The organism is Rhodococcus cercidiphylli, from assembly GCF_033042225.1.
Lineage (GTDB): Bacteria > Actinomycetota > Actinomycetes > Mycobacteriales > Mycobacteriaceae > Rhodococcoides.
Map to the genome: position 1 here is coordinate 520,754 of NZ_JAWLKE010000005.1, position 26,587 is coordinate 547,340.

Genomic DNA, 26,587 nt, shown 5'->3' on the forward strand with positions numbered 1-26,587 from the left:
TTCGAATGCCCGAGGAATCGAACGACACGATCTTCGCCGAGATCGCAGACGAGAGACGTTCTCTCGCAAGAACTCTCGAGACTCTCACCCCCGAACAATGGGACGCCCAATCGCTGTGCGAGGTCTGGACCGTCCGAGACGTCGCCGCCCATCTGGTGGTGCCACTGATCGTCCCGCTCTGGCAGTTCGGACTCGTCATGGTGCGCACCCGAGGCAACTTCGACCGAGCCAATCAACTGATGACCACGCGCGTTCGTCGCGAGCACGAAGACGAATTGCCCGCCTTGCTCACCGCCCACGCCGACAAGAAATTCACCCCGCCGGGCCACGGTCCGCTGGCCCCCTTGTCCGACGTCATCGTGCACGGATTGGACCTGTGCACGCCGCTGGGAATCGAACACCACGTCCCCGACCACCGCATGATCACGATGCTCGACTTCCTGGTGCCCGCGAGCGGTGCCGCACCGTTCAAAGGCCCCGAGCTTCGACTGCAGTGGCGCGCGACCGATCTCGACTGGAGCCGCGGCGAGGGCCCGGTCATCGAAGGATCGGCCGGCACCCTGGCACTGGTTCTGACCGGACGCAGCAGCGCCCTGGCGGACGTGACCGGGCCCGGTGCCGAGCAACTCGCCCAGGCACGGGCCAACCGTCGTCGGGCGTGAGCCGAACTCGAACCGTCCATGGTGAGAATCACCACCGGGCCGCAGCACGCGACTACCTGCAGTAGTAGTACCTCCGGTACCGTCGAGGGGTGACTTCACCCCGCCCGAACCGTCGGCCAGCACTGATCGCGCTGGTCATCGTGTCTGCGGCGGTATGCCTGGGCCTCGGCTGGTGGCAGTGGGAGCGCTTCGAGGCAGTGGGCGGTAACGGCCAGAACCTCGGATATGCCTTTCAATGGCCTCTGTTCGCAGTGTTCGTGGTCTATGCCTACCGCAAGTTCGTCCGCCTCGAAGACGAGGACCCGGACGAGGCGGCAGCAGCGCGACCCGACGGACCCACAGAGGTGCCCCTCGACCTGCTCCCCCAGCGCAGCGCGCCTGCGGCAGACGCCCGCGACCTCGACGATCCCGAGGCGCGGCAACTACTCGAATACAACAGCTACCTCGCGGAGCTGAACGAATCCCGCGGGACCGACAGGAGCACCACGTGAGTTCGGCACCGGAGAAGACGCAGGCGTCTGCGAACAAGACTCAGAAGATCGCGTCCGCGCTGCTGCGCTACCGCGTTCTTGCGTACGCCACGGGAATCTGGCTGCTCGTTCTCGTGACCGAGATGGTCGCCAAGTACATTTTCAAGGTCGAGAACGTGCCCAATTGGATTGCCGTCGTACACGGTTGGGTCTATCTCGTGTATCTCGTGCTCACCGTCGATCTGGCGATCAAGGTTCGGTGGCCTGCCGCCCGCACCATCGGCACACTGTTGGCCGGGACTATCCCGTTCCTGTCGTTCTACGTCGAGCACAAGCGCACCAAGCAGGTCAAAGCCGACTTCGGCGTCTGACATCAGCAGTTGATCGGCTCTGCGTTCTCCGGATCCAATGCGTTCTGCACCATCCGCTGAGCAAGCGGATCGTACGAGATTCCGGTGTGCTCGACGGTGTTGGCCGGGCACACGTCCTGCAACACCACATTCGTGTTTCCTGCGCCGCTGAGCAGCGAGGCAGTGTACGGAACGACGATCTGGTCGTAACGGGTGACGATCGTCGTGTATTCGATGCCCGAGACGGTGTCGCTGCCCTCGTTCAGTCGCTCGAGCACGTCGTCCTGCACCGGCGGTCCCGCCGTCGGGTAGTTCGGCGGAGACAACGCCACGATGCGTGCCACCGTTCGGTCTCCACCGAGGAAGCGGGCGTAGTACCGCGGCACCGTGCCACCCTTCGAGTGGCCGACGATCGACACCTTCTGCGCACCTGTTGCCTCGAGTACGGAATCGACGAACGTCGACAGTTCCGCGGCACTCTCCGGGATGGGCTCGAGCGCACCGAACGCCCGAACCGGCCCGGTGTTGCCGTAGTCGATCGCGAACACGCAGTATCCGGCCTCGGCCAGCTTCGGCGACAGCGATGCCCAGTTGTCGTACGAGTTCTCCAGGAAGCCGTGCACCAGCACCACCGGCTCCGGGTGTTGCGCGCTCGGAACACACGAGAAGTCGTTCGAGCCCGAAGGAGTCACGCCCGGGTGCGCGATCGAGTACGCGAACGCCTCGGCGAAGGAGCCCGCGGCCGGTGCCGCGGAGGCCGGGGCACCTGCCAGGCACAGCGCAGCGGCGGCGAACACAACCGACGTCCGCGTCAGAACGGTTCGCATCGCCACGAGCTACCGCCCCGTCAGTTCTTCGAGCGCCGGAACGAGCTTGCGCAGTGCATGACCGCGATGTGAGGCGGCGTCCTTCTCGTCCGGGCTCAGTTGCGCGGCACTGCGGCCGTCGCCCTCGGGCACGAAAATGGGGTCGTAGCCGAAGCCGTTCTCCCCCAACGGCTCTCGGCCCACTACTCCGCGCCATTCACCGCGGACCACCGTCTCGGTGCCGCCGGGAATCACCAGCGCACACGCCGAGACGAATGCGGCTCCGCGACGCTCGTCGGGGGTGTCCGTCAACTGCGCCAGCACCAGTGCGGTGTTGGCCTCGTCCTGCCCGTGCGCACCGGACCAGCGAGCCGAGAGCACCCCTGGCATGGCGTTCAGGGCATCGATTTCGATTCCGGAATCGTCTGCCACACATGGCAATCCGGTGGCCGCCGCTCCGTCACGCGCCTTGGCGAGTGCATTCTCCTCGAAGGTCGCTCCGGTCTCGGGGGCCTCCGGGAACGGCGGGACCTCGTCGAGGCCGACCAGTTCGATTCCGGCCACTCCGGCGGCGTCGAGCACCCGCCGGAGTTCGCGCAACTTCTTCGCGTTTCGGCTCGCTACCAGCAGCTTGGTGTCAGCCACCGAACTTCTTCTTCGATTCCGCGGCCGCAGGCTCGGGCAGATCGCCCGGGTACGGCAACGCCAATGCTTCCTTCTGCACCTCGAACAACTTCTCGATGCCGACGAATGCGGAGTCGAGCAGCTTGTCGAGTGTGGTTCGGGGGAAGGTCGCGCCCTCTCCGGTTCCCTGGATCTCCACCAGCGTGCCGGTGTCGGTGGCGACGACGTTCATGTCGACCTCGGCGCGCGAATCTTCCTCGTAGGGCAGATCGAGGCGCACTCGGCCGTCGACGACGCCGACACTGACTGCGGCGATCATGCACGAGATGGGCTGCGGATCGGCGAGGCGTCCCGCTGCTCGCAGGTAGGTGACGGCGTCGTTGAGAGCCACGAACGCTCCGGTGACAGCTGCAGTTCTGGTGCCGCCGTCGGCCTGCAGTACGTCGCAGTCGAGGGCGATGGTGTTCTCGCCGATGGCGGCCAAATCGATGCAGGCACGCAGTGAACGCCCGACCAAGCGGGAAATTTCTTGGGTACGCCCGCCGACCTTGCCCTTGACGGACTCACGGCCGTTGCGAGTGTGCGTCGCGGCCGGGAGCATCGCGTACTCGGCGGTGAGCCAACCGAGGCCGGATCCCTTCCGCCAGCGCGGCACGCCCTCCTCGACGCTGGCCGTGCACATCACCCTGGTGTTGCCGAACTCGACCAGCACCGACCCTGCCGGGTGGCTGGTGAAGCCGCGGGTGATCTTGATGTTGCGGAGCTCGTCGTCCGCCCTGCCGTCTTCTCGTCTGGACACGACTCGAAGCCTAGCGCGTCCTCAGACGGTGAAGACGTCCCCTGGGAGAACGGCGTGCACCGGTCCACTGAACTCCGCTTTGGCCTCGGCGATGACGTCCTCACGGGACGTCCACGGCGGAATATGGGTGAGCAGCAGCTCCCCCACCCCGGCCTCACGAGCGATGCGGCCGGCCTCGGTTCCGGACAGGTGCACTCCCTCGGGCCGCTCCGGACTGTCGGTCCACGACGCCTCGCACAGGAACATGTCGGCCCCGTGCGCCAGGTCCCGGACGGCCTGACACATTCCGGTGTCTCCGCTGTAGGCGAAGGTGCGGCCTTGCGCCGTGGTGACGCGCATGCCGTACGACTCGGGGGGATGGAACACCTGCCGAGCGAGAATCGACAACTTGCCGAACTCCACGGTGCGTCCGTCCACCCAGCGACGCAGGTCGATGGTGTCGGACATGTCGTCGATCTGCCCGCCGCACTCGGCCGAGGCGACTCCGAGCCGGAACGCCGTGTCCTTGGGTCCGTAGACGATCGCTCGTCCCTCCGGCGGGCTGGGATGGTAGCGACGCCACACCAGCAGTCCGGGAACGTCGAGGCAGTGATCGGCGTGCAGATGCGAGAGCAGAACGCTCACATCTCCGGGATCGGCGTAGCGCTGCAACGCCCCGAGGATGCCGGGACCGAAGTCGAGGACGACCGGCGCGGTCTCCTCTTCTTCCAACAAGTAGCCCGACGCGGGTGAATCGGGTCCGGACACACTGCCCGAACATCCCAGGACGGTAATTCGCATGAAAGCCATGCTGCCACGCCGAGCGCATCACTCGAAACGTTCGGGCAGTATTCACAGCGCGAGTCGGCGAAATTCACCACCGACCACGGGTGTGTCTGCAGTTACCTCGAACCTACGAAGTGGGCCGATCGAGCGATTTCGCGCGTGCCCTCTCGGCTCGCGCGTCGGCGGACAGCAGTCGAGCGGCAACCACTCCGCCGACCGCGCCGAACAGATGCCCCTGCCAGGAGACGTTGGGCTCGCTCGGCAGCACGCCCCACAGTGCGCTGCCGTACAGCACGAACACCACGACTCCGATCGCGAGTTGACCGAGATTGCGGGTGAAGAAGCCACGCACCAACAGATATGCGATGAAACCGAAGATCAGGATCGACGCGCCGATCGTGTTCGTGTAGGAACCGGCAGTCAGCCAGGTACCGAACCCGCCGACCACCCAGATGATCCCGGTGGCAGCCAGACCACGCGTCAAACCGGAGAGCAACACCAGAAATCCGAGTACGACTATCGGCACGGTGTTCGCGATCAGATGCTGCCAGTCGTCGTGCAGCACGGGCGCGAACAGAATGCCCCACAAACCCTCGACCGAGCGGGCCTGTATCCCGTTGCGTTCGAGCCTCGACCCGCTGGCCACATCGATGAACTCGATGACCCACAGCAACACGGTGAATGCTCCCACCAGAATGGCGGCCTGCATCCAGACCGGCCGCGCACGCTCGGCGGGACGGTTACTGATATCGCTCATGATCGCCTCCGGAACAGTTCCCTCCACGGTACCGGGCAGAGGTATCGCGCGAGCTGAGCTCAGGCTCCCGATCCACCGAACGCGGACGTGAAGATCTGGCGATATGTGGGGATGCCGGCCACCGAGGTGGCGTCGAGCAGGGCCGCGACGATGGCTCGCTCGACGACGATCGCCGCGGCCTCGGTGACCGCGGCCAGTACCGGGAGTTCCGCGGAGAACGCGGCGGGCACCGAGGACTCCGCGGTGACGGGTCTGGTGCCGGTCGACACGGCGAAGATCGTGTCGCCGTCGAGCGGCGAGTGTGCCGGTCGCACGGCCCGCGCCAACCCGTCGTGACCGGCGACGGCAATCCGCTTGCACGACGCGGACGACAACGCAGCATCGGTGGCGACGACACCGATCGTGGTGTTGAGCGCAGTGCCCTTCGGTTCGAGGGCGAGCGCGGACCACAGCTGGTTCACGTCGGGCTTGCGCATCCCGAACGCCGCGGGCCCGAGCGTGCCGACGCCCCACAGCAGGCCGGTACGCGGGTCGAACACCGCGCCCACCGGATTGGCGACCATCAGCGCCGCGACGGTGACCCCGTCCGCCGGACCGCCCGCGATCACCGTGCTCGCGGTACCGACACCGCCCTTGAGAACTCCGGCGCGGGCACCGACACCGGCCCCGACCGATCCCGTCGCGAAATCGGTTGCCGCTGCGGCCGCGGCGAGATAGCCGAATTCCGCCGTCGGCCGTGAAGCCCAGTCGCCGACCGGAAGATCGAAGATGACCGCGGCGGGGACGATCGGTACGACGTGATCGGGACTGCCCATCGGGATGCCCTGACCGTGCTCTTCGAGCCACCGCATGACACCCTCGGCCGCGGCGAGCCCGTAGGCACTGCCCGCGGTCAACAGGATCGCGTTGACGTGCTGCACGGAGTGGCTCGGATCGAGCAGATCGGTCTCGCGAGTCCCCGGCCCGCCGCCGCGAACATCGACGGCCGCCGTCGCACCACCCAGCGCACGCACCACGGTGCAGCCGGTGGCCGAACCGGAGCCCATCGCGGCGTCGTCGTCGAGTTCTTGATGATGACCGACCAGCAGACCGGCCACGTCGGTCAGGGAGTCCCGCGGTCCGGGAGTCTGGAATGCAGCGGTCACGCGTGCGTCCTAGGGGATGAGGACCTGTACGAGTGAATCCTGCATCCAGGTCAGCCAGTGGTAGACGTCGAGATGTGGAGCGCGAGGATCACCCTCGTCGAGAACGTCGGGTGTGTCCGCGCTGATCCCCAGCGTCGTGCCGAGCGCCAGCCTCACGTCGTTGAGGCCGGTCAGCCATGCATCCGCTTGCTCCTGGGTCAGCACGATCTTGCCACCGGACTCGGGAAGCGTGGCCAGGATCATCGATCCGGCAGCCAACTTCTCGTCGATGATCTCGGGCTCGTGCAGTCCTCGCAGGGCACCGTTGAGGTCGGTCGGGTCCTCCTCGTCGCGGCCGGGGTCGGCGCGGTGGAAGTCCGGCAACAGCCGCGCCAGTGCGGCGTCCTCGGGCGGGCTGTTGTGGCCGGTGCGCAGACCGGTCAGCGCTGCGAGTTCGTCGGTGGGGGCAGCGGCGGAACGGTCGCGCAGCAATCCGAGAACCGAGCCGACCAGCGATCGGAGTACGGCGGCCTCACGAGCATCGATCTCGGACTTGATCTTGACCCCGGACAGCGAATTCCGTCTCGTCCACGTGCGCACTGTTGCTGATGTCCTTCTCTGATGAAGAGGTGATGAGCGGTTGACTACTTGTCCTGCTGCATGGTGGCCCACAGACCCGCCCCGTGCAGCCGTCGAACATCGTTCTCCATCGCGTCGCGCTCGCCGCTCGACACCACGGCCTTGCCTTCGGAGTGCACCTGCATCATCAGCTCGGTCGCCTTGGCCTTGCTGTACCCGAACAGCTTCTGGAACACGTAGGTGACGTAGTGCATCAGGTTGACCGGGTCGTCCCACACGATGGTGACCCAGGGGGTGTCGTGAGATTCGTCGGCCGCAACGGCCTCGGTCTGGGCCGGGACCGCTTGCGGTGACGCAGCGACGACCTCACGTGCCGACAAGCCGTCCACGGGCAGAAGCGAGCCGTCCACCGTCAACCAAGGCATGCCCAACAGGGTACGGCGTGTCGGGCCAGCGTCCCACGCTCGCCCCTTCGCTCGTAGTGTGGGCGAGGTGAGCAACGACGCGACCACAGATCACGCGAATCACAGCGACGGTGCCAGCACCGCGCTGCTGACCGATCAGTACGAATACACGATGCTCTCGGCCGCCCTGGCCAGCGGCTACGCCGATCGCATCTGCAGCTTCGAGGTCTTCGCGCGCAGGTTGCCCGGTGGCCGTCGATACGGAGTTCTCGCCGGCACCGGACGCATTCTCGACGCGATCGCGCGCTTCCGATTCGGGCCGGACGAGTTGCGGATCGTCGCCGAATTCCTCGACGCCGACACCGTCGAGTGGTTACGCAACTACCGGTTCACCGGCGACATCGACGGCTATCGCGAGGGAGAGCTGTACTTCCCCGGCTCACCTGTTCTGACCGTCCGCGGCACCTTCGCCGAGTGCGTGGTCCTCGAGACCGTTGTGCTCTCGATCCTCAATCACGACAGCGCCATCGCGTCCGCTGCAGCGCGGATGGTGGCGGCCGCGAAGTCCCGTCCGATCATCGAGATGGGGTCGCGTCGAACCCACGAGGAAGCCGCTGTCGCCGCATCACGGGCGGCATATCTCGCCGGGTTCACCGCGACGTCCAATCTCGAAGCCGTCCGACGCCACGGCGTCCCCGGTGCGGGCACATCGGCGCACGCGTTCACTCTGCTGCACACCACTGCCGACGGCCCGGACGAACGGTCCGCATTCGCAGCGCAGGTGCGTGCGCTCGGAGTGGGCACCACCCTGCTCGTCGACACCTACGACATCACCCAGGGCGTTGCCAACGCCATCGAGGTGGCCGGGCCCGAACTCGGCGGTGTGCGCATCGACTCCGGCGACCTCGGTGTGCTCGCGCGGCAGGTGCGCGACCAACTCGACGCCCTGGGTGCGCCGAAGACCAAGATCGTCGTCTCGGGTGACCTCGACGAATACGCCATCGCGGCATTGCGAGCCGAGCCGGTCGACTCCTACGGCGTCGGCACGTCGCTGGTCACCGGCTCCGGCGCCCCGACGGCCGGCATGGTCTACAAACTCGTCACCGTCGACGGCATTCCCGTCGCCAAGCGCAGCAGTCACAAGGAGTCGCGCGGTGGCACCAAGGCGGCGCTGCGTACCGCGCGCCGGACCGGCACCGCAGTCGAGGAGATCGTCTACCTGTTCGACGCTCCCCCGACCGTCGACGACGATCTGACGGCGGAGACGTTGACCACGCCGTTGGTTCGCGGCGGAGAACGAGTCGCCGACCTACCGACGCTCGCCGACGGCCGCGACCTGCTGGCCAGGCGCCTCGTCAGCCTCCCGTGGGAGGGCCTGAAACTGTCTCAGGGCGAGCCGGCGATACCCACCCGCTTCGTGGAGGGGTGACAGCGGTGTCGGTACCGAACCGGGTGGGCGATCGGCAGTAGTCTGCTTCGGTGCCGTCGAAGACCGAGTTGCCAACCGTTCCCGCTCTCCTGCAGGTCGCGGTGCACTCGCTCGGCGGCAAGGAACGCAGCAACCAGCTGACGATGGCCTCGGCGGTGGCGCACTCCATCGACACCGGCGAACATCTCGCGGTGCAGGCGGGCACCGGAACCGGTAAGTCCCTCGCCTACCTCGTCCCCAGCATCAGGCACGCGGTGGAATCGGGCAAGACCGTCGTCGTCTCCACGGCCACCATCGCGCTGCAGCGGCAGCTGGTCGACCGCGATCTCCCTCGCCTGTCCGACGCCCTGACCGAGGCCGTCGGCCGTCGCCCCAAGTTCGCAATCCTGAAGGGCCGCAACAACTACCTGTGCATGAACAAGATCCACACCGGTGCCGCGCAAGAGGCACCGGATGCGGAACTGTTCGACCCGTTCGCGGTCTCACGCATGGGCCGCGAGGTGGTACGGCTGACCAAGTGGTCGTCCGAGACCGAAACCGGCGACCGCGACGACGTGGTGCCCGGGGTCAGCGATCAGGCCTGGCGTCAGGTCAGCGTCACCGCGCGTGAATGCCTGGGCAAGTCCCGCTGCCCCGTCGGCGAGGACTGCTTCGCCGAGCGCGCCCGTACCGAGGCCGCCCAGGTCGACGTAGTGGTGACCAACCACGCCCTGCTCGCGATCGACGCGATCACCGGAATTCAGATCCTGCCCGAGCACGACGTCGTGGTCGTCGACGAGGCCCACGAACTGGTCGACCGAGTGACCGGCGTGGCCACCGAGGAACTGTCGGCCGCCACCGTCACCGCCGCGGCGCGTCGTAGCGCCAAGCTCATCGAGGAGGAGACGGTCGACCAGCTCGAGGGAGCTGCCGAGAACTGGGCCGCGATTCTGGACGAGCTGCCCCCGAGCCGGTGGCAGTCCCTACCCGACGGCGTCGGCCCCGCGCTCGTGTCCATTCGCGACGCGGCCTGGGCGGTCCGCACCGCGATCGGCCCCAACAAGCAGGGCATGGCCACCAGTGACCCCGAGGCCGCCGCGGCTCGCAGCGCCGCACTCGTCGCGGTCGACGAGGTCCACGACAGCGCGGTCCGTGTTCTCACGGCATTCGACGAACCCGATCCGGCCAAACGCAAGGACGTCGTCTGGCATGCCGTCGACGATTTCCGCGGCAACGTCAAACGCACCGTCCGCATCGCCCCGCTGTCGGTGGGCGGGCTGCTGCGAGCGCGCCTGTTCGCCGAGTCCACCGTGGTCCTCACCTCCGCGACCTTGACCGTGGGCGGATCGTTCGACGGGTTGGCTGTCAACTGGGGCCTACCTGCGGAGAAGCCGTCGCGCAGTGACACCGCGATGGCGTCGGGTGTGGAACCGCCGTCCGATACCGGGTCGATCAGGTGGAATTCGCTCGACGTCGGGTCGCCGTTCGACCACGCTCGGGCCGGGATCATGTACATCGCCAAGCATCTGTCGCCGCCCGGACGCGACGGTCTCTCCAAGTCCTACCTCGACGAGATCGAGTCGCTGGTCAGCGCCGCCGGTGGCCGCACACTCGGACTCTTCTCGTCCATGCGCGCCGCCAAGGCCGCCGCCGAGGAGATGCGGGAGCGCCTCGACACGCCGATCCTGTGCCAGGGCGACGACTCCACCGGTGCCCTGGTGCAGAAGTTCGCCGACGACGAGGCCACCTCCCTGTTCGGGACACTGTCACTGTGGCAGGGCGTCGACGTCCCGGGCCCGTCGCTGAGCCTGGTGATCCTGGACCGCATTCCGTTCCCGCGGCCCGACGATCCGCTGCTGGTGGCCAGGCAGCAGGCCGTCGAATCACGTGGCGGCAACGGCTTTCTCGCGGTCGCCGCCAACCATGCAGCCCTGCTGCTGGCGCAGGGCGTCGGTCGACTGCTCCGTAGCGTCGACGACAAAGGTGTTGTCGCCGTTCTCGATTCGCGCCTCGCGACCGCCCGCTACGGCGGCTACCTACGTGCCTCGCTGCCGCCGTTCTGGGAGACCTCGGACCCGGAGGTGGTCCGCAAGGCCCTCACCCGCCTGGCCGGAAAGTAGCTGCCCCTCAGGCAGTCGCCACCAAACCGAGCTCGGCATCGGAGGCCAGACCGCGGTGATGAGGAAGCACCCGCACTGTGTATCCCACCGTGCCGCTGTGCGGTAGCCGCGTCTCGCCCGCGTACACGTGCTCGCCGCCGTCGGTTCCCACGTGCGTCATGGCCGTCGTGCGAATGTCGGTGAGGTTCTCGTCCTCGTCGACGCGTCCCACGACCGCCTGCACCACGACGTCCGACGCGTCCAGTCCACCGAGATCGACGTTCGCGCGCAGTGAGAGCTCCGCACCGATCACCGGCGTGTCCGGCAGACCTTCACTGTCGACGCGGGTGACTTTCACTGCGCCCCATGCCTGTTCGACGCGGCGGCGGTACGACGCGACGTCCGTGGCACCGCGGTGGTTCTCCGCCGAGGCCGCGCGGGCGGATTCGGCTGCGGGCGCGTAGTAGCCGAGTGTGTAGTCCTGAACCATTCTCGACGCCAGCACTTTCGGCCCCAGCTGCTCGAGGGTGTGCCGCACCATTTCGATCCAGCGGCTCGGCACGCCGTCGTCCCCGCGGTCGTAGAACTTCGGCAGTACTGCCTGTTCGAGCAGTTCGTAGAGCGCGGCGGCCTCCAGATCGTCACGGCGATTGTCGTCGGTGACGCCGTCGGCCGTCGGGATGGCCCAGCCGTTCTCCCCGTCGTACATCTCGTCCCACCACCCGTCGCGAATCGACAGGTTCAAGCCGCCGTTGAGCGCGGACTTCATGCCCGAGGTACCGCACGCTTCGAGCGGGCGCAGCGGATTGTTCAGCCACACATCGCATCCCCAGTACAGGAATCGAGCCATGGACATGTCGTAGTCGGGCAGGAACACGATGCGGTGCCGTACGTCGGCCTGATCGGCGAACCTGACGATCTGCTGGATGAGCGCCTTTCCGCCGTCGTCGGCGGGGTGCGATTTGCCCGCGACCACCAGCTGGACCGGACGAACCGGGTCCAGCAACATGGCGCGCAGTCGCTCGGGTTCGCGCAGCATGAGCGTCAGCCGCTTGTACGTCGGTACCCGTCGAGCAAACCCGACGGTGAGTACGTTGGGATCGAAAACGTTTGCTGTCCAACTGATCTCGGCCTCGGTGGAGCCGCGTTCGAGCGCCGAGCGCCGCACCCGACGCCGCACCTCGTCCACCAGTTGCGCGCGAAGGGTGTTGCGCGTGGACCACACGCGGTCCGAGGACAGCTCCCCCTCCAGCGCCCATTCCCGGGCAGACCACGTCGGAGCGTGCACGCCGTTGGTGACCGACCCGATCGGCACCTCGGAGGCGTCGAATCCTCGCCACAGGTCGTTGAACATCTCGCGGCTGACGATTCCGTGCAGCTTCGACACCCCGTTGGCGCGTTGTCCCAGACGCAGCCCCATGTGCGCCATGTTGAACACCGAGGCGTCGCTCTCGCCGCCGAGGGCGAGGATTCGGTCCATCGGCAGACCCGGCAGCAGCGCCGACTCCGCGCCCCCGTCCGCACTTCCGAAGTAGTGCCGCACCAGATCGGCCGGAAACCGGTCGATTCCGGCGGGGACAGGAGTGTGAGTGGTGAAGACGGTGCCGGCTCGCACCGCAGCCAGAGCCGCGTCGAAGTCCAGGGTTCCCGAGGTGACGAGTTCGCGGATGCGTTCGACGCCGAGGAAGCCGGCGTGGCCCTCGTTCATGTGGAACACCTCGGGATCGGGCAGTCCGTGTGCACGGGTGTAGGCCCGGATCGCTCGAACTCCGCCGATACCGGCGAGTATCTCCTGCTTGATGCGGTGGTCCTGGTCGCCGCCGTACAACCGGTCGGTGACTCCTCTGAGCTCGGGGTCGTTGTCGGCGATGTCGGAATCGAGCAGCAGCAGCGGGACACGTCCCACCTGGGCAATCCACACCCGTGCCCGCAGAACCCGAGATCCGGGCATGGACACGTGGATCAGCACCGGAGAGTCGCCGTCGTCGGTGAGCAACCGCAGCGGCAGACCGTGCGGGTCGAGGGACGGATAGCGTTCGGCCTGCCAACCGTCGGCCGTCAGCGACTGGCGAAAGTACCCCGAGCGGTAAAGCAACCCGACACCGATCAACGGCAACCCCAGGTCGGAGGCCGCCTTGAGGTGGTCGCCGGCCAGGATTCCGAGCCCACCGGAGTAATTCGGCAACACTTCGGTGACGCCGAACTCCATCGAGAAATACCCGATGCCCGACGGCAGAGCACGTCCCTCGGCCAGTTCGTTCTGGTACCAGAGCGGACGGGCGAGGTAGTCGTGCAGATCCGCTTCGGCGGCGTCCAGCTCGGTCAGAAAGCGCTCGTCGGCCGCGAGTTCCTCGAGACGCGCCGGTGCGACGGCTCCCAGTACGGCGACGGGATCGCGCTTGAGTTCAGTCCACAACAGTGGATCGATGTGCTCGAACAGATCCTGCGTCGACGAGTGCCACGACCACCTGAGGTTTGTCGAGAGCTCGGCGAGGGCATTCAAGCGGGCGGGAAGATGGGCTCGGACGGTGAATCGGCGCAAAGCTTTCACAGGATCGAACCCTACCCACGGACACCTGTGTCGATGGGCGGCTTGCACGAAATCTGCTCCACGGTGTCCGTCGCGGGCAGTATGCGTCGGCGCACGCGCCATCTGCATTGCTGCACTACGGTTGACGAGTAGAAGCACACCGAGATCGGTTCGATCAGAGGTTGCGCCCGCGCAGCCATACCTCTAGCGAAGAATGGAGTGTGAAGTGACAGGTCGACTTGGTATCGACAATGTCCTTCCAGATACGACGACCGGGAAGTACCCCGCGAAAGCGGTGGTGGGCGAGACGTTTCCAGTCTCCGCCGACGTCTGGCGCGAGGGTCACGACGCGGTGGCCGCGACACTGTCGGTGCGCGGACCGGGAGGCAAACTCGAACGCATCCCGATGACACCGGGCCGCGAACCCGACACGTTCGACGCGGTGTTCGTCCCCTCTCGGCCGGGTTACTGGATCTGCCGCATCGAAGCGTGGAGCGATCCGATCAGCACCTGGCGCCATGCCGTCGAAGCCAAGCTCGGAGTGGGCCAGAGTGCCCACGAACTCGCGAACGATCTCGAGATCGGCGCACGGCTGTTCCTGCGGGCTGCCACCGGTGTTCCTGCCGAGAGCAGGCAGATGCTGGCCGATGTCGCCGCCGCGCTGCGCGACACCGACCGCCCGCTGCCTGCCCGGGTCTCCTCCGCGTTCGCATCGTCGGTCGCCGAGTTGTTGTTCGTACACCCGCTGCGCGAACTGGTGACTCGATCGCGCGCGGTCAACGTGTGGGTCGATCGCAATCTCGCACTCAACGGTGCCTGGTACGAGTTCTTCCCGCGGTCGACCGGCGGATGGAACGAGGACGGCACTCCGCGGCACGGCACGTTCGCGACGTCGATCGAGCAGTTGCCCCGCATCGAGCGGATGGGATTCGACATCGTCTACCTGCCGCCGATCCACCCCATCGGCACCATCAACCGCAAGGGCCCGAACAACACGTTGACCCCGGGACCGGAGGACGTCGGGTCGCCGTGGGCCATCGGCTCCAAGGACGGCGGACACGACGCGATCCACCCCGAACTGGGCACCGAGGACGACTTCCGCGCGTTCGTCGCCGCTGCACACGAACACAACCTCGAAGTGGCACTCGATCTCGCCCTTCAGGCCGCTCCCGACCATCCCTGGGCTGCAACACATTCCGAGTGGTTCACCGTGCTGCCGGACGGCACGATCGCCTACGCCGAGAACCCTCCGAAGAAGTACCAGGACATCTACCCGGTCAACTTCGACAACGACCGACGCGGCATCTACGAAGAGGTGCTGCGCGTGGTCCGATACTGGATCTCGCTGGGAGTCAAGGTCTTCCGAGTCGACAACCCACACACCAAGCCGCCGGACTTCTGGGAATGGCTCATCGCCGAGGTCAAGAAGACCGACCCGGACGTGCTGTTCCTCGCCGAGGCGTTCACCCGCCCGGTGCGCATGTACGGACTGGCGCAGCGCGGCTTCACGCAGTCGTACACGTACTTCACCTGGCGTACCGCGAAGTGGGAGCTGACCGAGTTCGCCGAGGAACATGCCCGACGCGCCGACGACGCGCGTCCGAACCTGTTCGTCAACACTCCGGACATCCTGCACGAGAGTCTGCAGCACGGCGGGCCCGGAATGTTCGCTCTCCGAGCAGCTCTCGCGGCGACGATGGCCCCCACCTGGGGCGTCTACTCCGGCTACGAGCTGTTCGAGCACCAGGCCGTGCGAGAAGGCAGCGAGGAGTACCTGGACTCGGAGAAGTACCAGTTGCGTCCACGCGACTTCGAGGGTGCGCTGGCCCGCGGCGAGTCGCTCGAGCCCTGGATCACCACGCTGAACGCAATCCGGCGGGCGCATCCGGCGCTGCAGCAGCTCCGCAACATCCACTTCCACACCATCGACAACGAGGCGCTGATCGGGTACTCCAAGTTCGACCCGCAGACCGGTGATTCGATCCTGGTGGTGATCAACCTCAATCCCTTCGGAGCCGAAGAAGGCACGATCCACCTGGACATGCCTGCCCTCGGCCACGACTGGCAGGACACCCTCACGATCAAGGACGAAGTGAGCGGAGTCCATTACGACTGGGGCCACACCAATTTCGTCCGGCTCGAGCCCTGGACGTCGGTGGCGCACATCTTCACGCTCCCCCACATCCCGTACCCGGCTCGTATCGAACTGGCCTACCGCGGCAACCGAAAGTGAGTGGATTCAACGTGACCGAGAATCCGACGACGCCCGAAGACACCGTCGCAGCCCCGTCCGACAACGATCTCGAACTCATCGCTGCAGGGCGGCACTACAACCCGCATTCCGTTCTCGGAGCCCATCCGGTGGCCGGTGGAACCGCGATCCGCGCCCTCAAGCCCGATGCCGAGAAGGTCGTCGCCCGCGTCGGTGGCGTCGACCACGAACTGACCCACGTCGCCCACGGACTCTTCTCGGCTCTGATTCCGTTCGAGGACCTGATCGACTACCGCCTCGTGGTGACCTGGCCCGGTGGACACGTCTCCGAATCCGCCGACGGATACCGGTTCCTGCCCACTCTCGGCGAGCTCGATCTGCACCTGTTCGGCGAGGGCAGGCACGAGCGGCTGTGGGACATTCTGGGCGCGCACCAACAGTCGTACGCGACACCCGACGGCCCCGTCACCGGTACCTCGTTCGCGGTCTGGGCTCCCGCAGCCCAGGGCGTCACTCTGGTCGGCGATTTCGACGGCTGGACCGGTCGAAGCTGGCCGATGCGCGTACTCGGCTCGACCGGCGTGTGGGAGCTCTTCGCTCCCGACATCGCACCGGGCGCGCTGTACAAGTTCCGCGTCCACGGTGCCGACGGTTCGATCAAGGACAAGGCCGACCCGATGGCCTTCGCCACCGAGATCCCACCGTCGACGGCCTCGGTCGTCACCGAGTCCTCGTACACCTGGAACGACGAGTCCTGGCTCGACACCAGGGCCGGCATCGAGCCGACGCAGGCACCGATGAGCGTCTACGAGATCCACCTGGCGTCCTGGCGACCGGGTCTGGGGTACCGCGAGCTGGCCGAGCAGTTGGCCGAGTACATCACCGAAACCGGCTTCACCCACGTGGAGCTGCTCCCGGTCGCCGAGCATCCGTTCGGTGGGTCCTGGGGCTACCAGGTGACCTCGTACTACGCACCGACTTCGCGCTTCGGCAGTCCCGACGATTTCCGCTACTTCGTCGACCACCTCCACAGCGCCGGAATCGGCGTGATTGTCGACTGGGTTCCCGCCCACTTCCCCAAGGACGAATGGGCCCTGGCTCGGTTCGACGGCGGCCCGCTCTACGAGCACGGCGACCCGCAGCGCGGCGAGCAACTCGACTGGGGCACTTTGGTGTTCGACTTCGGTCGACGCGAGGTACGCAACTTCCTGGTCGCGAACGCTCTGTACTGGATCGACGAATTCCACATCGACGGACTGCGCGTCGACGCCGTGGCGTCGATGCTGTACCTGGACTACTCCCGCCCCGAGGGCGGCTGGTCGCCGAACATCTACGGTGGCCGCGAGAACCTCGAGGCCGTGACCTTCCTGCAGGAGATGAACGCGACGGTGCACAAGAAGCACCGCGGTGTCGTCACCGTGGCCGAGGAATCGACGGCGTGGCCCGGCGTCACCCGGCCGACGAACGTCGGCGGACTCGGGTTCAACATGAAGTGGAACATGGGCTGGATGCACGACACCCTGGGCTTCCTCGGGCGTGATCCCATCCATCGCAGCTACCACCACCACGAGATCACCTTCTCTCTGGTCTATGCGTGGAGCGAGAACTACCTGCTCCCCATCAGCCACGACGAGGTGGTGCACGGCAAGGGCACGCTGTGGACTCGGATGCCCGGCGACGATTACGCCAAGGCAGCCGGCCTGCGCGGCATGCTCGCCTACATGTGGGCGCACCCCGGCAAGCAACTGCTGTTCATGGGACAGGAGTTCGGGCAGACCCGTGAGTGGTCCGAGGAACGCGGACTCGACTGGTATCAGATCGACGAAGAACCTCTGCACAACGGCGTCAAAGCCCTTGTGTCCGATCTGAACTCGACGTACAAGTCCCACCCCGCACTGTGGACGCTCGACACCTCGCCGAGTGGATACTCGTGGATCGACGCCAACGACACCGAGAACAACGTGCTGAGCTTTCTGCGGTACGGATCCGACGGTTCGGTCATCGCGTGTATTTTCAACTTCTCCGGTACCGAGCACGGCAGCTATCGTGTGGGACTACCGGAACCCGGCCGTTGGACAGAGATCCTCAACACCGACGCAACGGAGTACGGCGGCTCCGGTGTGGGCAACCTGGGTGAAGTGACGGCAACATCGCACTCGTGGCACGGTCGACCGGCATCAGGCCAGGTCGCCCTACCCGCCAACGGGGCGATCTGGATAAAACTGGAGCGATAGATGAGTGGCGGCCGCACACCCCGACTACTGGCCGCGGCCGCCACTGCAGGGCTGATTCTGTTGACCTCGTGCGCGCAGACCGTCAGCGGAAACGCCGTATCGATCTACGAGAACCCGTTCACCGTTGCCGGACTCCCGGTGACGAGCGGGCCCAGCGGGCCCCGGCCCGATGCCCCCGATTCGACCATCACCGTGGAGAACGCCGAGGGCACCGACTCGGACATCCTCGCCACGAACGCGATCGACGACATCCAGCAGTTCTGGGCCGAGCAGTACTCCAGCTTGTTCAAGGGTACGTTCACCCCGGTCTCGAAGGTCGTCTCGTGGGACGCGTCCGAGGACGAGGGATCGGGCATCAGATTCTGCGGAGACCGAACCGGCGGTATTCCCAACGCTGCGTACTGCACCCGTGACGACTCGATCGGCTGGGACAGGACCATCCTGCTCCCGGCTCTGGTCGACGCGTTCGGACCGATGTCGGTGGTGATGGTCATCGCCCACGAATACGGCCATGCCATTCAGCACCAGTCGGGGCTCGTCGGCGACGACACCCCGACCATCGTTGCCGAACAACAGGCCGACTGTTTCGCAGGTGCCTTCATCCGCCACGTCGCCGAGGGCGATGCGCCGCACTTCACCATCAACACCTCGGACGGACTGAACGGCGTCCTCGCCGCAACCGTCGCCGTGCGCGACGTCGATCCCAACGATCCGGAATCGGTGCACGGCTCTGCCTTCGAGCGCGTCACCGCAGTGCAGATCGGCTTCACCGACGGTGCCGGGGCATGCACGAGCATCGACGAGGCCGAGATCGACTCGCGTCGAGCATCGTTGCCGCAGAAATTCGACGATCCCGACGACTCGGGTGAACTACCGGTCACCGAGGACTCCCTCGACGCCTTCACTCGATCCTTCGAGCAGGTGCTGCCCGTCGCAGATCCCCCGGCCGTCGACTACACCGGATCGGACGTCGGATGCGCCGACGCCGAAGCCACAGCGCCGGTGTCGTACTGCCCCTCGACCAACACCATCGGCGTCGACGTCGACGCCCTGGCCGAAGTCGGCCAGCCCGAGACCCCGCAGCGCGGAGACATATTGCCGCTCAACGTCTCCGGTGACTACAGCGCCTACGTGCTGTTCGCCTCGCGCTACACCCTCGCGGTGCAGAAGGAAGCCGGCCAGACCCTCGACGACCCGCAGACCGCTCTGCGTTCGGCATGCCTGTCCGGGGTCATCACCTCGGCGATGAGCGCCGAGAACGGTGACACCGGCCTCGAAGTCTTTCTTTCCCCAGGCGATCTCGACGAAGCCGTGTCCGGACTGCTCAGCGACGGCCTCGCAGCCAGCGACGTCAACGGTACGACGCTGCCGTCGGGGTTCTCCCGAGTCGACGCGTTCCGTTCGGGAGTTCTCGGCGGAAGGGAACTGTGCGACGCGCGTTACAGCTGAGTCCTGCTGTCAGTACAGAGCGGACGCGAGCTTGCGCCGCGCGGAGACCACCAGCGGATCGGCCGAGTCGAACAGCTCGAACAGCTCGAGCAGTCGAGTGCGCAGTGCAGTGCGGTCGTCGCCTGCACTGATCTTGATTCCGTCGATCAGACGAGCGAAGGCCTGCTCCGGTTGCTGACCGGCCATTTCGGCGTCCGCTGCATCGATCCGAGCCTGTACGTTTCCGGCGTCGGCGTCGGCGAGTGCAATCGCGTCCGGTGCCAGGTTCTGCACCCGCGCGAGGAACTTGACCTGACGCAGTGCAGCAACCGCCTCGGTGTTCTTCGGTTCGGCGTCGATGATCGCCTGGTAGGCGGCTTCCGCCTTGTCGAAATCGCCCTCGTCGATGGCCTCTTCGGCTGCAACGATCCGCGGATCCTCGATCTCGGGTTCCGGTTCGGCAGCAGCCGCCCCGGGAGGCCCGGTGAGCTTTCCTGCAGTCGCCTGCTCGACGGCTTGTAGCCACTGACGCAACTGCTCGTCCGACTGGGTGCCCTGGAAATCAGCGAGGGGCTGGCCCGCTGCGACGGCAACCACCGTCGGAATGGCCTGTACGCCGAAGGCCTGGGCGATCTGCGGATTGGAGTCCACGTCGACCCGCGCGAGCACCCACGTACCCGCGGCTTCCACGGCCAGCTGCCCGAGCTGACGCGTCAACGCCTGGGACTGCGGCGAACGCGCCGAACCCAGGTCGACGATCACCGGTACCTGCGTGGACCGCTGCAGAACCTCGGCCTCGAACGTCGCCGCGGTCACGTCCACGATCGGTGCCAGTCCTCCCGCGTCGCCTGCGGGCTCGGCTGCAGGTGCAGGTGCCGGACGGTCCTTGAGAACGGACAGGTCGACGGCACCGGCAATGGATGCGGGAACGACGGATGACGGGCGGACGGGAGGACGGGAACCGGGTCGAGTCACGCCCTACAGTTTGTCACTAACGCGATGCGTCATCCACTGGTGGGCGGTGCCGGTCGGTCAGGACAGAACCTTGGTGTCGGCGGCGGGCCGGCCGGTGCTCAACTCGGCGAGACGGCCGGTGCGCGCGGCCCAGATCTCGAAGATCACGGTGCCGAACGGGGGGAATGCCGCGACGAGAGCGAGCAAGGTCGCCTTGACGTCCCACTTGAGCTTGATCGCCGTCAACACGGCAACGGCCAGGTACACGACGAACACGCCGCCGTGGATCGGTCCGAAGATCTTCACGCCGATTTCGTTGCCGTCGGCGGGGATGTACTTGAACGCCATTCCGATCAGCAGTCCGAGCCAGGTAAACGCTTCGAGCACGGCGATGAAACGAAAACGTTTGGCCGTGCTGCTCAGGTCGAAGAAGTTGGTCATGCCAGCTATTGTGCCCGGTCTGCTACGACGGAGCGTAGTGGCTCTGGTCTCAGTTCTTCTCCAGAGCCACTACGAGTCCTACTGCTTCGGCACTCGAACGATGAGGGCGTCGCCCTGTCCACCGCCGCCGCACAGTGCGGCAGCGCCCACTCCGCCGCCGCGACGCTGCAGCTCGAGAGCCAGATGCAAGGCGATGCGAGCTCCCGACATGCCCAGGGGATGCCCGATCGAGATCGCTCCCCCGTTGACGTTGACGATCTCGGGATCGATGCCGAGTTCGCGCGTCGACGCGATTCCGACCGCTGCGAACGCCTCGTTGATCTCCACGACGTCGAGGTCCTTCGGGTCGATGCCGTCCTTTTCGCACGCCTTGGCGATAGCGCGCGCGGGCTGCGACTGCAAGGTGGAGTCGGGACCGGCCACCACTCCGTGTGCACCGATCTCGGCGAGCCAGGTCAGACCGAGCGACTCGGCCTTCTCCTTGCTCATCACCACGACGGCGGCGGCACCGTCGGAAATCTGCGACGCGGATCCCGCAGTGACGGTGCCGGCCTTGTCGAAGGCAGGGCGAAGCTTGCCGAGGGAATCGACTGTGGTGTCGGCGCGAATGCCTTCGTCTGCGGTGAACTGAATCGGCTCACCCTTGCGCTGCGGGATCGAGACCGGGACGACCTCGTTGTCGAATACCCCGTTCTTCCAGGCCGTGGCGGCCTTCTGGTGCGACGCGGCAGCGAAGGTGTCCTGCTCCTCGCGGCTGATGGCCTCGGAGCTCTGGTTCCGCTGCTCGGTCAACGCGCCCATGGCCTGATCGGTGAAGATGTCGTACAGACCGTCGTAGGCGAGGTGATCACGCATGGTGACATCGCCGTACTTGAATCCGGCCCGCGACTTCTCGAGCATGTGCGGCGCCTGGGTCATCGACTCCTGACCGCCTGCGACGACGATCTCGAATTCACCGGCGCGGATCAGCTGGTCGGCCAGTGCGATGGCGTCGACTCCGGACAGGCAGACCTTGTTGATCGTCAGCGCAGGCACGGTCATCGGAATACCAGCGGCAACCGCAGCCTGCCGCGCAGGGATCTGACCGGCACCAGCGGTGAGAACCTGGCCCATGATGACGTAGTCGACCTGATCCGGCGCAACACCGGCCTTGTCGAGTGCACCCTTGATGGCGATTCCGCCGAGATCCGATCCCGAGAAGTCCTTGAGGGCACCCGAAAAACGTCCCACGGGTGTGCGAGCGCCGGCGACGATGACTGTTGTGGTCACGATTTCCTCCGAAAGTATGAAGACGGCCTTGTCGAGATCAACGCTCCGACGCCCCCTACCGATACCGGCCGGGCGGAGCACCGAAACGCAGCTGGCGCTAACGTCATGGCCATGACCTCCAGCACGCAGTCTTACACGGGAGCCCCGCTGCGCTCCGATCTGGTGACGGCTATCGATCATGTGGGTGTCGCGGTGCCCGATCTCGACGCTGCCATCACCTGGTACACCGACCACCTCGGCATGGTTGCAGTGCACGAGGAGATCAACGAGGAGCAGGGCGTTCGCGAGGCGATGCTCTCCTTCCCCGGAGCCACCGAGAAGTCCGCTGCACTGCAGTTGCTCGCGCCGATCGACGAATCGTCCACCATCGCCAAGTTCATCGGCCGCAACGGCCCGGGACTGCAGCAGTTGGCCTACCGCGTCACCGACATCGAAGAGATCTCGACCGAGCTGCGCGCTCGCGGCGTTCGGTTGCTGTACGACGCCCCGCGCCGCGGCACCGCCGATTCTCGGATCAACTTCGTCCACCCCAAGGACGCCGGTGGCGTACTGATCGAACTGGTCGAACCGAACCCCGCCGCGCACTGATCGAACTCTGTGAACGAGCCGTATGGCTCTCTACTTGACTCACCGGTAAATTGACGGCCATGGCCATCGATCATGAGCGCACTTCCACGGTGCAACTTCCATTTTCCATCGTTCGGAAGGGGTTCGATCGCGACGAAGTCACCAACTACTTCGAGCGCTTCGACGCCGAACTACGTTTGACGACCGCAGATCGTGATGCGGCCGCCGCGCAGGCTCGTGATCTGGCCAAGCAACTCGACGACGCTCGCGACGAGATCGACGAACTCCGCAAGGACATCGATCGCCTGTCGGTTCCGCCCACCACGGCGGAGGGGATGAGCGATCGCATCTCACGCATGCTGCGACTGGCCTCGGACGAGGCATCCGAGGTCCGCGCGAAGGCGCACTCGGAGTCCGAGGAGATGATTTCCGTTGCGCAGCAAGAGAGTGCCCGACTCCGCGGACGGCACGAGTCACTGGTGGCCGAGCTCGAAGAGCGCCGAACGGCACTCGAAGCCGAACACCAGCAGACCATGGCTCAGGCGCGCACCGAGGCAGCTCGAGTAGTCGAGGCCGCGCAGGCCGAGCGCGACAAGTTGGCTGCCGAATCCGAGGCAAAGCGCGCCAAGGTTCAGGAAGACTTCGAGATCACGATGGCCGAGCGCCGCACCAAGGTTCTCACCGCTCTCGAGGAACTCGAAGCGTCGAGCAAGGCCGACGCTGCCCGCCGCATCGAGGAGGCGACCACCGAGGCTGCCCGACGGCTTCAGTCCGCGAGTGAGCAGGCCGAGCGTCGGATCGCGCACTCGAAAGAACTGGCCGAGGAGCTGCGTGTGCTCCGCAGTCGGGTGCTGGCACAGCTGCTCGGAATTCGCGGCCAGCTCGATTCGGTTCCGGCGATGCTCGCCTCGGTCAATCGTGAGAGCGAACTGCTCGACAATCCCGACCCGACGGCCATCCTGAAGAAAGAAGAAGAGAAGGCTGCCGCGAAGGCCGAGGACGAGAAGGAATCGGCCGACTCGGAGTCCTGATTCAGCCGGTCCTGCGCCTGGCCTCCCCCGCTACGACCACCTGCGGGTGAGGCCTCGCGTGTTTCTGCCGGACCAACACCCGGTGTGCCAGTGTCTGCGATTGTCGGCACCGCCGAAATCGTCCGACGGCCACGCAACGATATGTGCGACGCCCGGCCGCACCTCGTGATCGCAGCCGGGGCATCGATAGGTCTTCACGGCCTTCGCACCCGGGACCATTCGTGTCGTGTACGTGTCACCGTCCGGACCGACCTCGATCCGGTTGCCGCCCAGCACGGAATCGGTAGCCGGAGCGAGATCACTCGGGCCGCTCCGATTCGGTCGGCGGGGTTGGTTACGACGAGGCACCCGTCCAGTGTAGAGAACGGGCCGATTCGCGCCGACCGCCGTCAGAAAAGACGGAACTCGGTGCTGTCGGTTCCCCGTAGGACGTCGTAGTCGAGTGTGAGACAACGAATGCCGCGGTCGGTGGCCAGTGTCTTCGCCTGCGGCTTGATGACCTGTGCAGCAAAGACTCCGCTCACCGGGGCCAGCAGCGGGTCACGGTTGAGCAGCTCCAGATACCGAGTCAGCTGTTCGACGCCGTCGATCTCACCACGTCGCTTGATCTCCACTGCCACTGTTCCGCCATCGGCGTTGCGGCACAGGAGATCCACCGGTCCGATGGCCGTCATGTATTCGCGTCGCACCAACGTGTAACCGTCACCCAAGGTGCTGACGTGCTCGGCCAACAACTCCTGAAGGTGAGCCTCCACACCGTCTTTCACCAAACCGGGATCGATACCCAACTCGTGACTCGAGTCGAGTTCGACGTCGTCGATGGTGATGCGAAGTTCCTCACCGGCCTTGTTGGTGACGATCCACTTGATCGTCTCGTCCTCGGTGGTCTCGACCATCCAGCAGGGCGGAGACATCCAGTTGAGGGGCTTGTAGGCCCGGTCGTCAGCGTGCACGCTGACCGATCCGTCGGACTTGACGAGGAGCAGGCGGCGAGCGGACGGGAGGTGTGCGGTGAGGCGGCCGACGTAGTCGACTTGGCAACGAGCAATAACTAGACGCACTCGACCACCTTAAAGCAGGAGCCCCGATAGTCTGTGACGACCATGCCGCAACTGAGACGATCTGCCGCTCCGCTGGGCTCCCGACTGCTCGGCGACACCTCCGAATCACCTCGCCGACGGCGGGTCCGAATCCAGCTGCTGCTGACTGTCTTCTTGATTCTGTCGAATTTGATCGGTGCCGTCATCGTGGGCGTTCTGATCAGCGTCGTCGTTCCGGGCCCTGACGTCCTGAAAATGGATCGCTACTGGTGGGTCAACTTCATCGTCGTCCCGGTGTACGTCTTTCTCGCATTCCTGGTCGGCGTCGTCTGGGGCACCACAAGCGCTCTGAGCAGCCTGCGGTGGGGTATCGAGGATCGGAAACCCACACGATCCGAGCAGGTCGCCACTCTCGCCATGCCGTGGCGCCTGACGCGCATACAGATAGCACTATGGATAGGCGCGCTGGTCCTGTTGACCACGATCGACGGCATCATCGATCCTCAGGCGATACCCAAGGTTGCGTTCACGATCGCCGCGGGCGGCACCGTCGTCTGCGCGTTCAGCTACCTGCTCAGTGAGTTCGCGCTTCGCCCCATTGCGGCTCGGGCGCTCGAAGCCGGCGATCCTCGACGGATTCGTATTGCCGGAGTCATGGGCCGCTCGATTCTCTCGTGGCTGCTGGGCACCGGTGTGCCGGTCAGCGGTTTGATGGTCATCGCGATCTTCCGCTTCATCAATCCCGAAACGACAGCGACTCAGCTCGCGGTCTCCATCCTCTCCCTCGGTGGGATCACGATCGTGTTCGGCCTTGCGCTGACCGTCCTCGGAGGTTTCGCGACGACATCACCCATCAACAATGTGCGCGCGGGGATGGCCGAGGTGGAGAAGGGCAACATGGATGTCCGTCTCGCGGTGTACGACGGCACCGAGCTCGGTGAACTACAGAGCGGGTTCAACAGGATGGCCGACGGAGTGCGTGATCGGGAAAAGATCCGCGACCTGTTCGGCAGGCACGTGGGTCACGAGGTCGCCGAGAAAGCACTGCAATCCGACAGCGAACTCGGGGGCCAGGAACGCGACATCGCAGTGTTCTTCATCGACCTCGTGGGATCGACGGAGCTCGCGGCGTCTCGACCACCCACCGAAGTCGTCGATCTGCTCAATCGATTCTTCGCCGTGGTCGTCGACGAGGTCGACGAGCATGGCGGTTTCATCAACAAGTTCGAGGGCGACGCCGCGCTCGCCATCTTCGGAGCTCCCAACGAAATTGCCGACCACTGCGGCTCGGCGTTGGCAGCAGCACGAGCAATTGCCCGACGGCTGCTGGTCGAAGTGCCCGAATGCAGTGCCGCTGTGGGTGTCGCAGCGGGACGCGCAGTCGCCGGCAATGTCGGTGCGAAGTCCCGATTCGAATACACCGTGATCGGAGACCCGGTGAACGAGGCTGCTCGCCTCTCCGAGCTGGCGAAGAACGCTCCAGGGGCAATCCTGGCCTCCAAAACGGCGGTCGACGGTGCCGCAGACGAGGAATCCGGTCGCTGGGAATTCGGTGACTCGGTGACTCTTCGTGGACGCTCCGTCGAAACAGTCCTCGCGAATCCGAAAGATGTGAAAGTCACCGCCGACGAGCCTGTTCCCGTGCACGCCTGACCTGTATTGCAGGTCATGGCAGTTGCTGCCGCCTGAGCATCGTCCGCAAGTGCGCGCGCGTTCGTCGGGTGCGCGGGAATTGGTGACCGGTCGGGGCGCGATTGTGCGCGCGGATGGCGAATGCGCGCGCGTCTGACCTCCTATGAGCGTCCGCGGTCGCGTCGTCTGCCGGAACGCCAGTTCAGACACAGACGGGACTGCCCCGCCCCCGTTCGCCGCGAATGCGCGCGCGTTCGTCGGGTGCGCGGGGAATGGTGAGTGGTGGGGGTGCGATTCCGCGCGCGGATAGCGAACGCGCGCGCGTGTGTGTGTCGGGGCCAACGCTCCGGGGCAGTTCGGGGCGGCGGTGTGCGGGTCGACGCGTCTGGGTTGCCTGCGACA

General features: G+C 65.9%; 25 protein-coding genes. 11 read left to right on the forward strand and 14 right to left on the reverse strand.

Translation table 11 applies throughout. The features are described 5' to 3' along the window. Positions 1-5 precede the first annotated feature (5 nt). The 3 genes from R3P95_RS15635 to R3P95_RS15645 all read left to right on the forward strand — a co-directional run bounded on the left by R3P95_RS15635 (position 6) and on the right by R3P95_RS15645 (position 1,503). On the forward strand, positions 6-662 hold the full coding sequence (locus tag R3P95_RS15635) for a maleylpyruvate isomerase family mycothiol-dependent enzyme (RefSeq protein ID WP_317532851.1): 657 nt from the start codon (positions 6-8) through the stop codon (positions 660-662). A gap of 89 nt (positions 663-751) precedes the next feature. After that, positions 752-1,153 (forward strand): transcriptional regulator, encoded by a 402-nt coding sequence (locus tag R3P95_RS15640; RefSeq protein WP_317532852.1) that lies wholly within the window; start codon positions 752-754, stop codon positions 1,151-1,153. Continuing rightward, positions 1,150-1,503: a DUF3817 domain-containing protein gene (locus R3P95_RS15645; protein ID WP_068050412.1), complete on the forward strand. Its 354-nt coding sequence runs from the start codon at positions 1,150-1,152 to the stop codon at positions 1,501-1,503. The genes R3P95_RS15640 and R3P95_RS15645 overlap by 4 nt, the downstream gene beginning before the upstream one ends. Positions 1,504-1,505: 2 nt before the next feature. Here R3P95_RS15645 and R3P95_RS15650 read toward each other — a convergent pair whose 3' ends face one another. The 8 genes from R3P95_RS15650 to clpS all read right to left on the reverse strand — a co-directional run bounded on the left by R3P95_RS15650 (position 1,506) and on the right by clpS (position 7,361). Further along, positions 1,506-2,309, reverse strand: a complete 804-nt coding sequence (locus R3P95_RS15650; RefSeq protein ID WP_317532853.1) for an esterase/lipase family protein — start codon at positions 2,307-2,309, stop codon at positions 1,506-1,508. Between the two features lie 9 nt (positions 2,310-2,318). Then, on the reverse strand, positions 2,319-2,933 hold the full coding sequence (gene rdgB / locus R3P95_RS15655) for an RdgB/HAM1 family non-canonical purine NTP pyrophosphatase (protein ID WP_317532854.1): 615 nt from the start codon (positions 2,931-2,933) through the stop codon (positions 2,319-2,321). Next, positions 2,926-3,711, reverse strand: coding sequence for a ribonuclease PH (rph, locus tag R3P95_RS15660; protein ID WP_068050410.1), 786 nt, complete (start codon positions 3,709-3,711; stop codon positions 2,926-2,928). The genes rdgB and rph overlap by 8 nt, the downstream gene beginning before the upstream one ends. 21 nt (positions 3,712-3,732) lie before the next feature. Continuing rightward, positions 3,733-4,491 (reverse strand): cyclic nucleotide-degrading phosphodiesterase, encoded by a 759-nt coding sequence (locus R3P95_RS15665; RefSeq protein ID WP_188078671.1) that lies wholly within the window; start codon positions 4,489-4,491, stop codon positions 3,733-3,735. A 112-nt stretch (positions 4,492-4,603) separates the two neighbouring features. Beyond that, positions 4,604-5,233 carry a rhomboid family intramembrane serine protease gene (locus R3P95_RS15670; RefSeq protein WP_317532855.1) on the reverse strand — a complete coding sequence of 210 codons (630 nt, stop codon included), beginning with the start codon at positions 5,231-5,233 and terminating at the stop codon, positions 4,604-4,606. A gap of 59 nt (positions 5,234-5,292) precedes the next feature. Then, complete coding sequence (locus tag R3P95_RS15675; protein WP_317548757.1) at positions 5,293-6,378, reverse strand: P1 family peptidase; 1,086 nt, start codon at positions 6,376-6,378, stop codon at positions 5,293-5,295. 9 nt (positions 6,379-6,387) lie between these two features. After that, entirely contained in the window at positions 6,388-6,957 is a 570-nt protein-coding gene (gene aosR, locus R3P95_RS15680; RefSeq protein ID WP_068050408.1) for an oxidative stress transcriptional regulator AosR, read from the reverse strand. 44 nt (positions 6,958-7,001) lie between these two features. Next, complete coding sequence (clpS, locus tag R3P95_RS15685; protein WP_317548758.1) at positions 7,002-7,361, reverse strand: ATP-dependent Clp protease adapter ClpS; 360 nt, start codon at positions 7,359-7,361, stop codon at positions 7,002-7,004. A gap of 58 nt (positions 7,362-7,419) precedes the next feature. Here clpS and R3P95_RS15690 point away from each other — a divergent pair, with 58 nt between their 5' ends. Both R3P95_RS15690 and R3P95_RS15695 read left to right on the forward strand, forming a co-directional pair. Next, entirely contained in the window at positions 7,420-8,769 is a 1,350-nt protein-coding gene (locus R3P95_RS15690) for a nicotinate phosphoribosyltransferase (protein WP_317548760.1), read from the forward strand. A 50-nt stretch (positions 8,770-8,819) separates the two neighbouring features. Beyond that, positions 8,820-10,868, forward strand: a complete 2,049-nt coding sequence (locus R3P95_RS15695) for an ATP-dependent DNA helicase (RefSeq protein WP_317548761.1) — start codon at positions 8,820-8,822, stop codon at positions 10,866-10,868. A gap of 7 nt (positions 10,869-10,875) precedes the next feature. On the opposite strand, the gene glgP is transcribed toward R3P95_RS15695, so the two are convergent. Next, positions 10,876-13,398, reverse strand: coding sequence for an alpha-glucan family phosphorylase (gene glgP, locus R3P95_RS15700; protein ID WP_317548762.1), 2,523 nt, complete (start codon positions 13,396-13,398; stop codon positions 10,876-10,878). 205 nt (positions 13,399-13,603) lie between these two features. On the opposite strand from glgP, the gene R3P95_RS15705 reads away from it, so the two are divergent. The 3 genes from R3P95_RS15705 to R3P95_RS15715 are packed head-to-tail and all read left to right on the forward strand — an operon-like array spanning position 13,604 to position 19,272. Continuing rightward, on the forward strand, positions 13,604-15,610 hold the full coding sequence (locus tag R3P95_RS15705) for an alpha-1,4-glucan--maltose-1-phosphate maltosyltransferase (RefSeq protein WP_149406329.1): 2,007 nt from the start codon (positions 13,604-13,606) through the stop codon (positions 15,608-15,610). 11 nt (positions 15,611-15,621) lie between these two features. Next, positions 15,622-17,823, forward strand: coding sequence for a 1,4-alpha-glucan branching protein GlgB (gene glgB, locus R3P95_RS15710; RefSeq protein ID WP_317548763.1), 2,202 nt, complete (start codon positions 15,622-15,624; stop codon positions 17,821-17,823). Then, positions 17,824-19,272 (forward strand): neutral zinc metallopeptidase, encoded by a 1,449-nt coding sequence (locus R3P95_RS15715; protein WP_317548764.1) that lies wholly within the window; start codon positions 17,824-17,826, stop codon positions 19,270-19,272. It begins immediately after the preceding gene. Positions 19,273-19,281: 9 nt separating this feature from the next. Here R3P95_RS15715 and R3P95_RS15720 read toward each other — a convergent pair whose 3' ends face one another. The 3 genes from R3P95_RS15720 to R3P95_RS15730 form a co-directional block, all read right to left on the reverse strand. Then, positions 19,282-20,169 (reverse strand): tetratricopeptide repeat protein, encoded by an 888-nt coding sequence (locus R3P95_RS15720; protein ID WP_068050416.1) that lies wholly within the window; start codon positions 20,167-20,169, stop codon positions 19,282-19,284. A 114-nt stretch (positions 20,170-20,283) separates the two neighbouring features. Beyond that, positions 20,284-20,655, reverse strand: coding sequence for a DUF3817 domain-containing protein (locus R3P95_RS15725; RefSeq protein ID WP_188078681.1), 372 nt, complete (start codon positions 20,653-20,655; stop codon positions 20,284-20,286). A gap of 69 nt (positions 20,656-20,724) precedes the next feature. Further along, positions 20,725-21,915 (reverse strand): acetyl-CoA C-acetyltransferase, encoded by a 1,191-nt coding sequence (locus R3P95_RS15730; RefSeq protein ID WP_317548765.1) that lies wholly within the window; start codon positions 21,913-21,915, stop codon positions 20,725-20,727. A gap of 105 nt (positions 21,916-22,020) precedes the next feature. Between R3P95_RS15730 and mce the strand changes: the two genes are divergently transcribed. Both mce and R3P95_RS15740 read left to right on the forward strand, forming a co-directional pair. Beyond that, positions 22,021-22,503, forward strand: a complete 483-nt coding sequence (mce, locus tag R3P95_RS15735) for a methylmalonyl-CoA epimerase (protein ID WP_394855427.1) — start codon at positions 22,021-22,023, stop codon at positions 22,501-22,503. Positions 22,504-22,562: 59 nt separating this feature from the next. Next, positions 22,563-23,513 carry a coiled-coil domain-containing protein gene (locus tag R3P95_RS15740; protein WP_269595880.1) on the forward strand — a complete coding sequence of 317 codons (951 nt, stop codon included), beginning with the start codon at positions 22,563-22,565 and terminating at the stop codon, positions 23,511-23,513. Between the two features lie 30 nt (positions 23,514-23,543). On the opposite strand, the gene R3P95_RS15745 is transcribed toward R3P95_RS15740, so the two are convergent. Then, positions 23,544-23,861: an ATP/GTP-binding protein gene (locus R3P95_RS15745; protein ID WP_149406336.1), complete on the reverse strand. Its 318-nt coding sequence runs from the start codon at positions 23,859-23,861 to the stop codon at positions 23,544-23,546. Between the two features lie 41 nt (positions 23,862-23,902). After that, positions 23,903-24,574, reverse strand: coding sequence for an endonuclease NucS (gene nucS / locus R3P95_RS15750; RefSeq protein ID WP_269595881.1), 672 nt, complete (start codon positions 24,572-24,574; stop codon positions 23,903-23,905). Between the two features lie 42 nt (positions 24,575-24,616). Between nucS and R3P95_RS15755 the strand changes: the two genes are divergently transcribed. Beyond that, a complete protein-coding gene (locus R3P95_RS15755) occupies positions 24,617-26,206 on the forward strand; it encodes an adenylate/guanylate cyclase domain-containing protein (protein ID WP_317548768.1) in 1,590 nt (529 codons plus the stop codon). The last annotated feature ends 381 nt before the right edge of the window (positions 26,207-26,587 follow it).

Excerpts from the sequence above, each read along its gene's own strand:
- R3P95_RS15635 (WP_317532851.1), top strand. The coding sequence starts at position 6 with ATGCCCGAGGAATCGAACGACACGATCTTCGCCGAGATCGCAGACGAG.
- R3P95_RS15650 (WP_317532853.1), bottom strand. The coding sequence starts at position 2,309 with ATGCGAACCGTTCTGACGCGGACGTCGGTTGTGTTCGCCGCCGCTGCG.
- R3P95_RS15665 (WP_188078671.1), bottom strand. The coding sequence starts at position 4,491 with ATGCGAATTACCGTCCTGGGATGTTCGGGCAGTGTGTCCGGACCCGAT.
- R3P95_RS15670 (WP_317532855.1), bottom strand. The coding sequence starts at position 5,233 with ATGAGCGATATCAGTAACCGTCCCGCCGAGCGTGCGCGGCCGGTCTGG.
- clpS (WP_317548758.1), bottom strand. The coding sequence starts at position 7,361 with ATGCCTTGGTTGACGGTGGACGGCTCGCTTCTGCCCGTGGACGGCTTG.
- R3P95_RS15715 (WP_317548764.1), top strand. The coding sequence starts at position 17,824 with ATGAGTGGCGGCCGCACACCCCGACTACTGGCCGCGGCCGCCACTGCA.
- mce (WP_394855427.1), top strand. The coding sequence starts at position 22,021 with ATGGCCATGACCTCCAGCACGCAGTCTTACACGGGAGCCCCGCTGCGC.
- R3P95_RS15740 (WP_269595880.1), top strand. The coding sequence starts at position 22,563 with ATGGCCATCGATCATGAGCGCACTTCCACGGTGCAACTTCCATTTTCC.
- R3P95_RS15755 (WP_317548768.1), top strand. The coding sequence starts at position 24,617 with ATGCCGCAACTGAGACGATCTGCCGCTCCGCTGGGCTCCCGACTGCTC.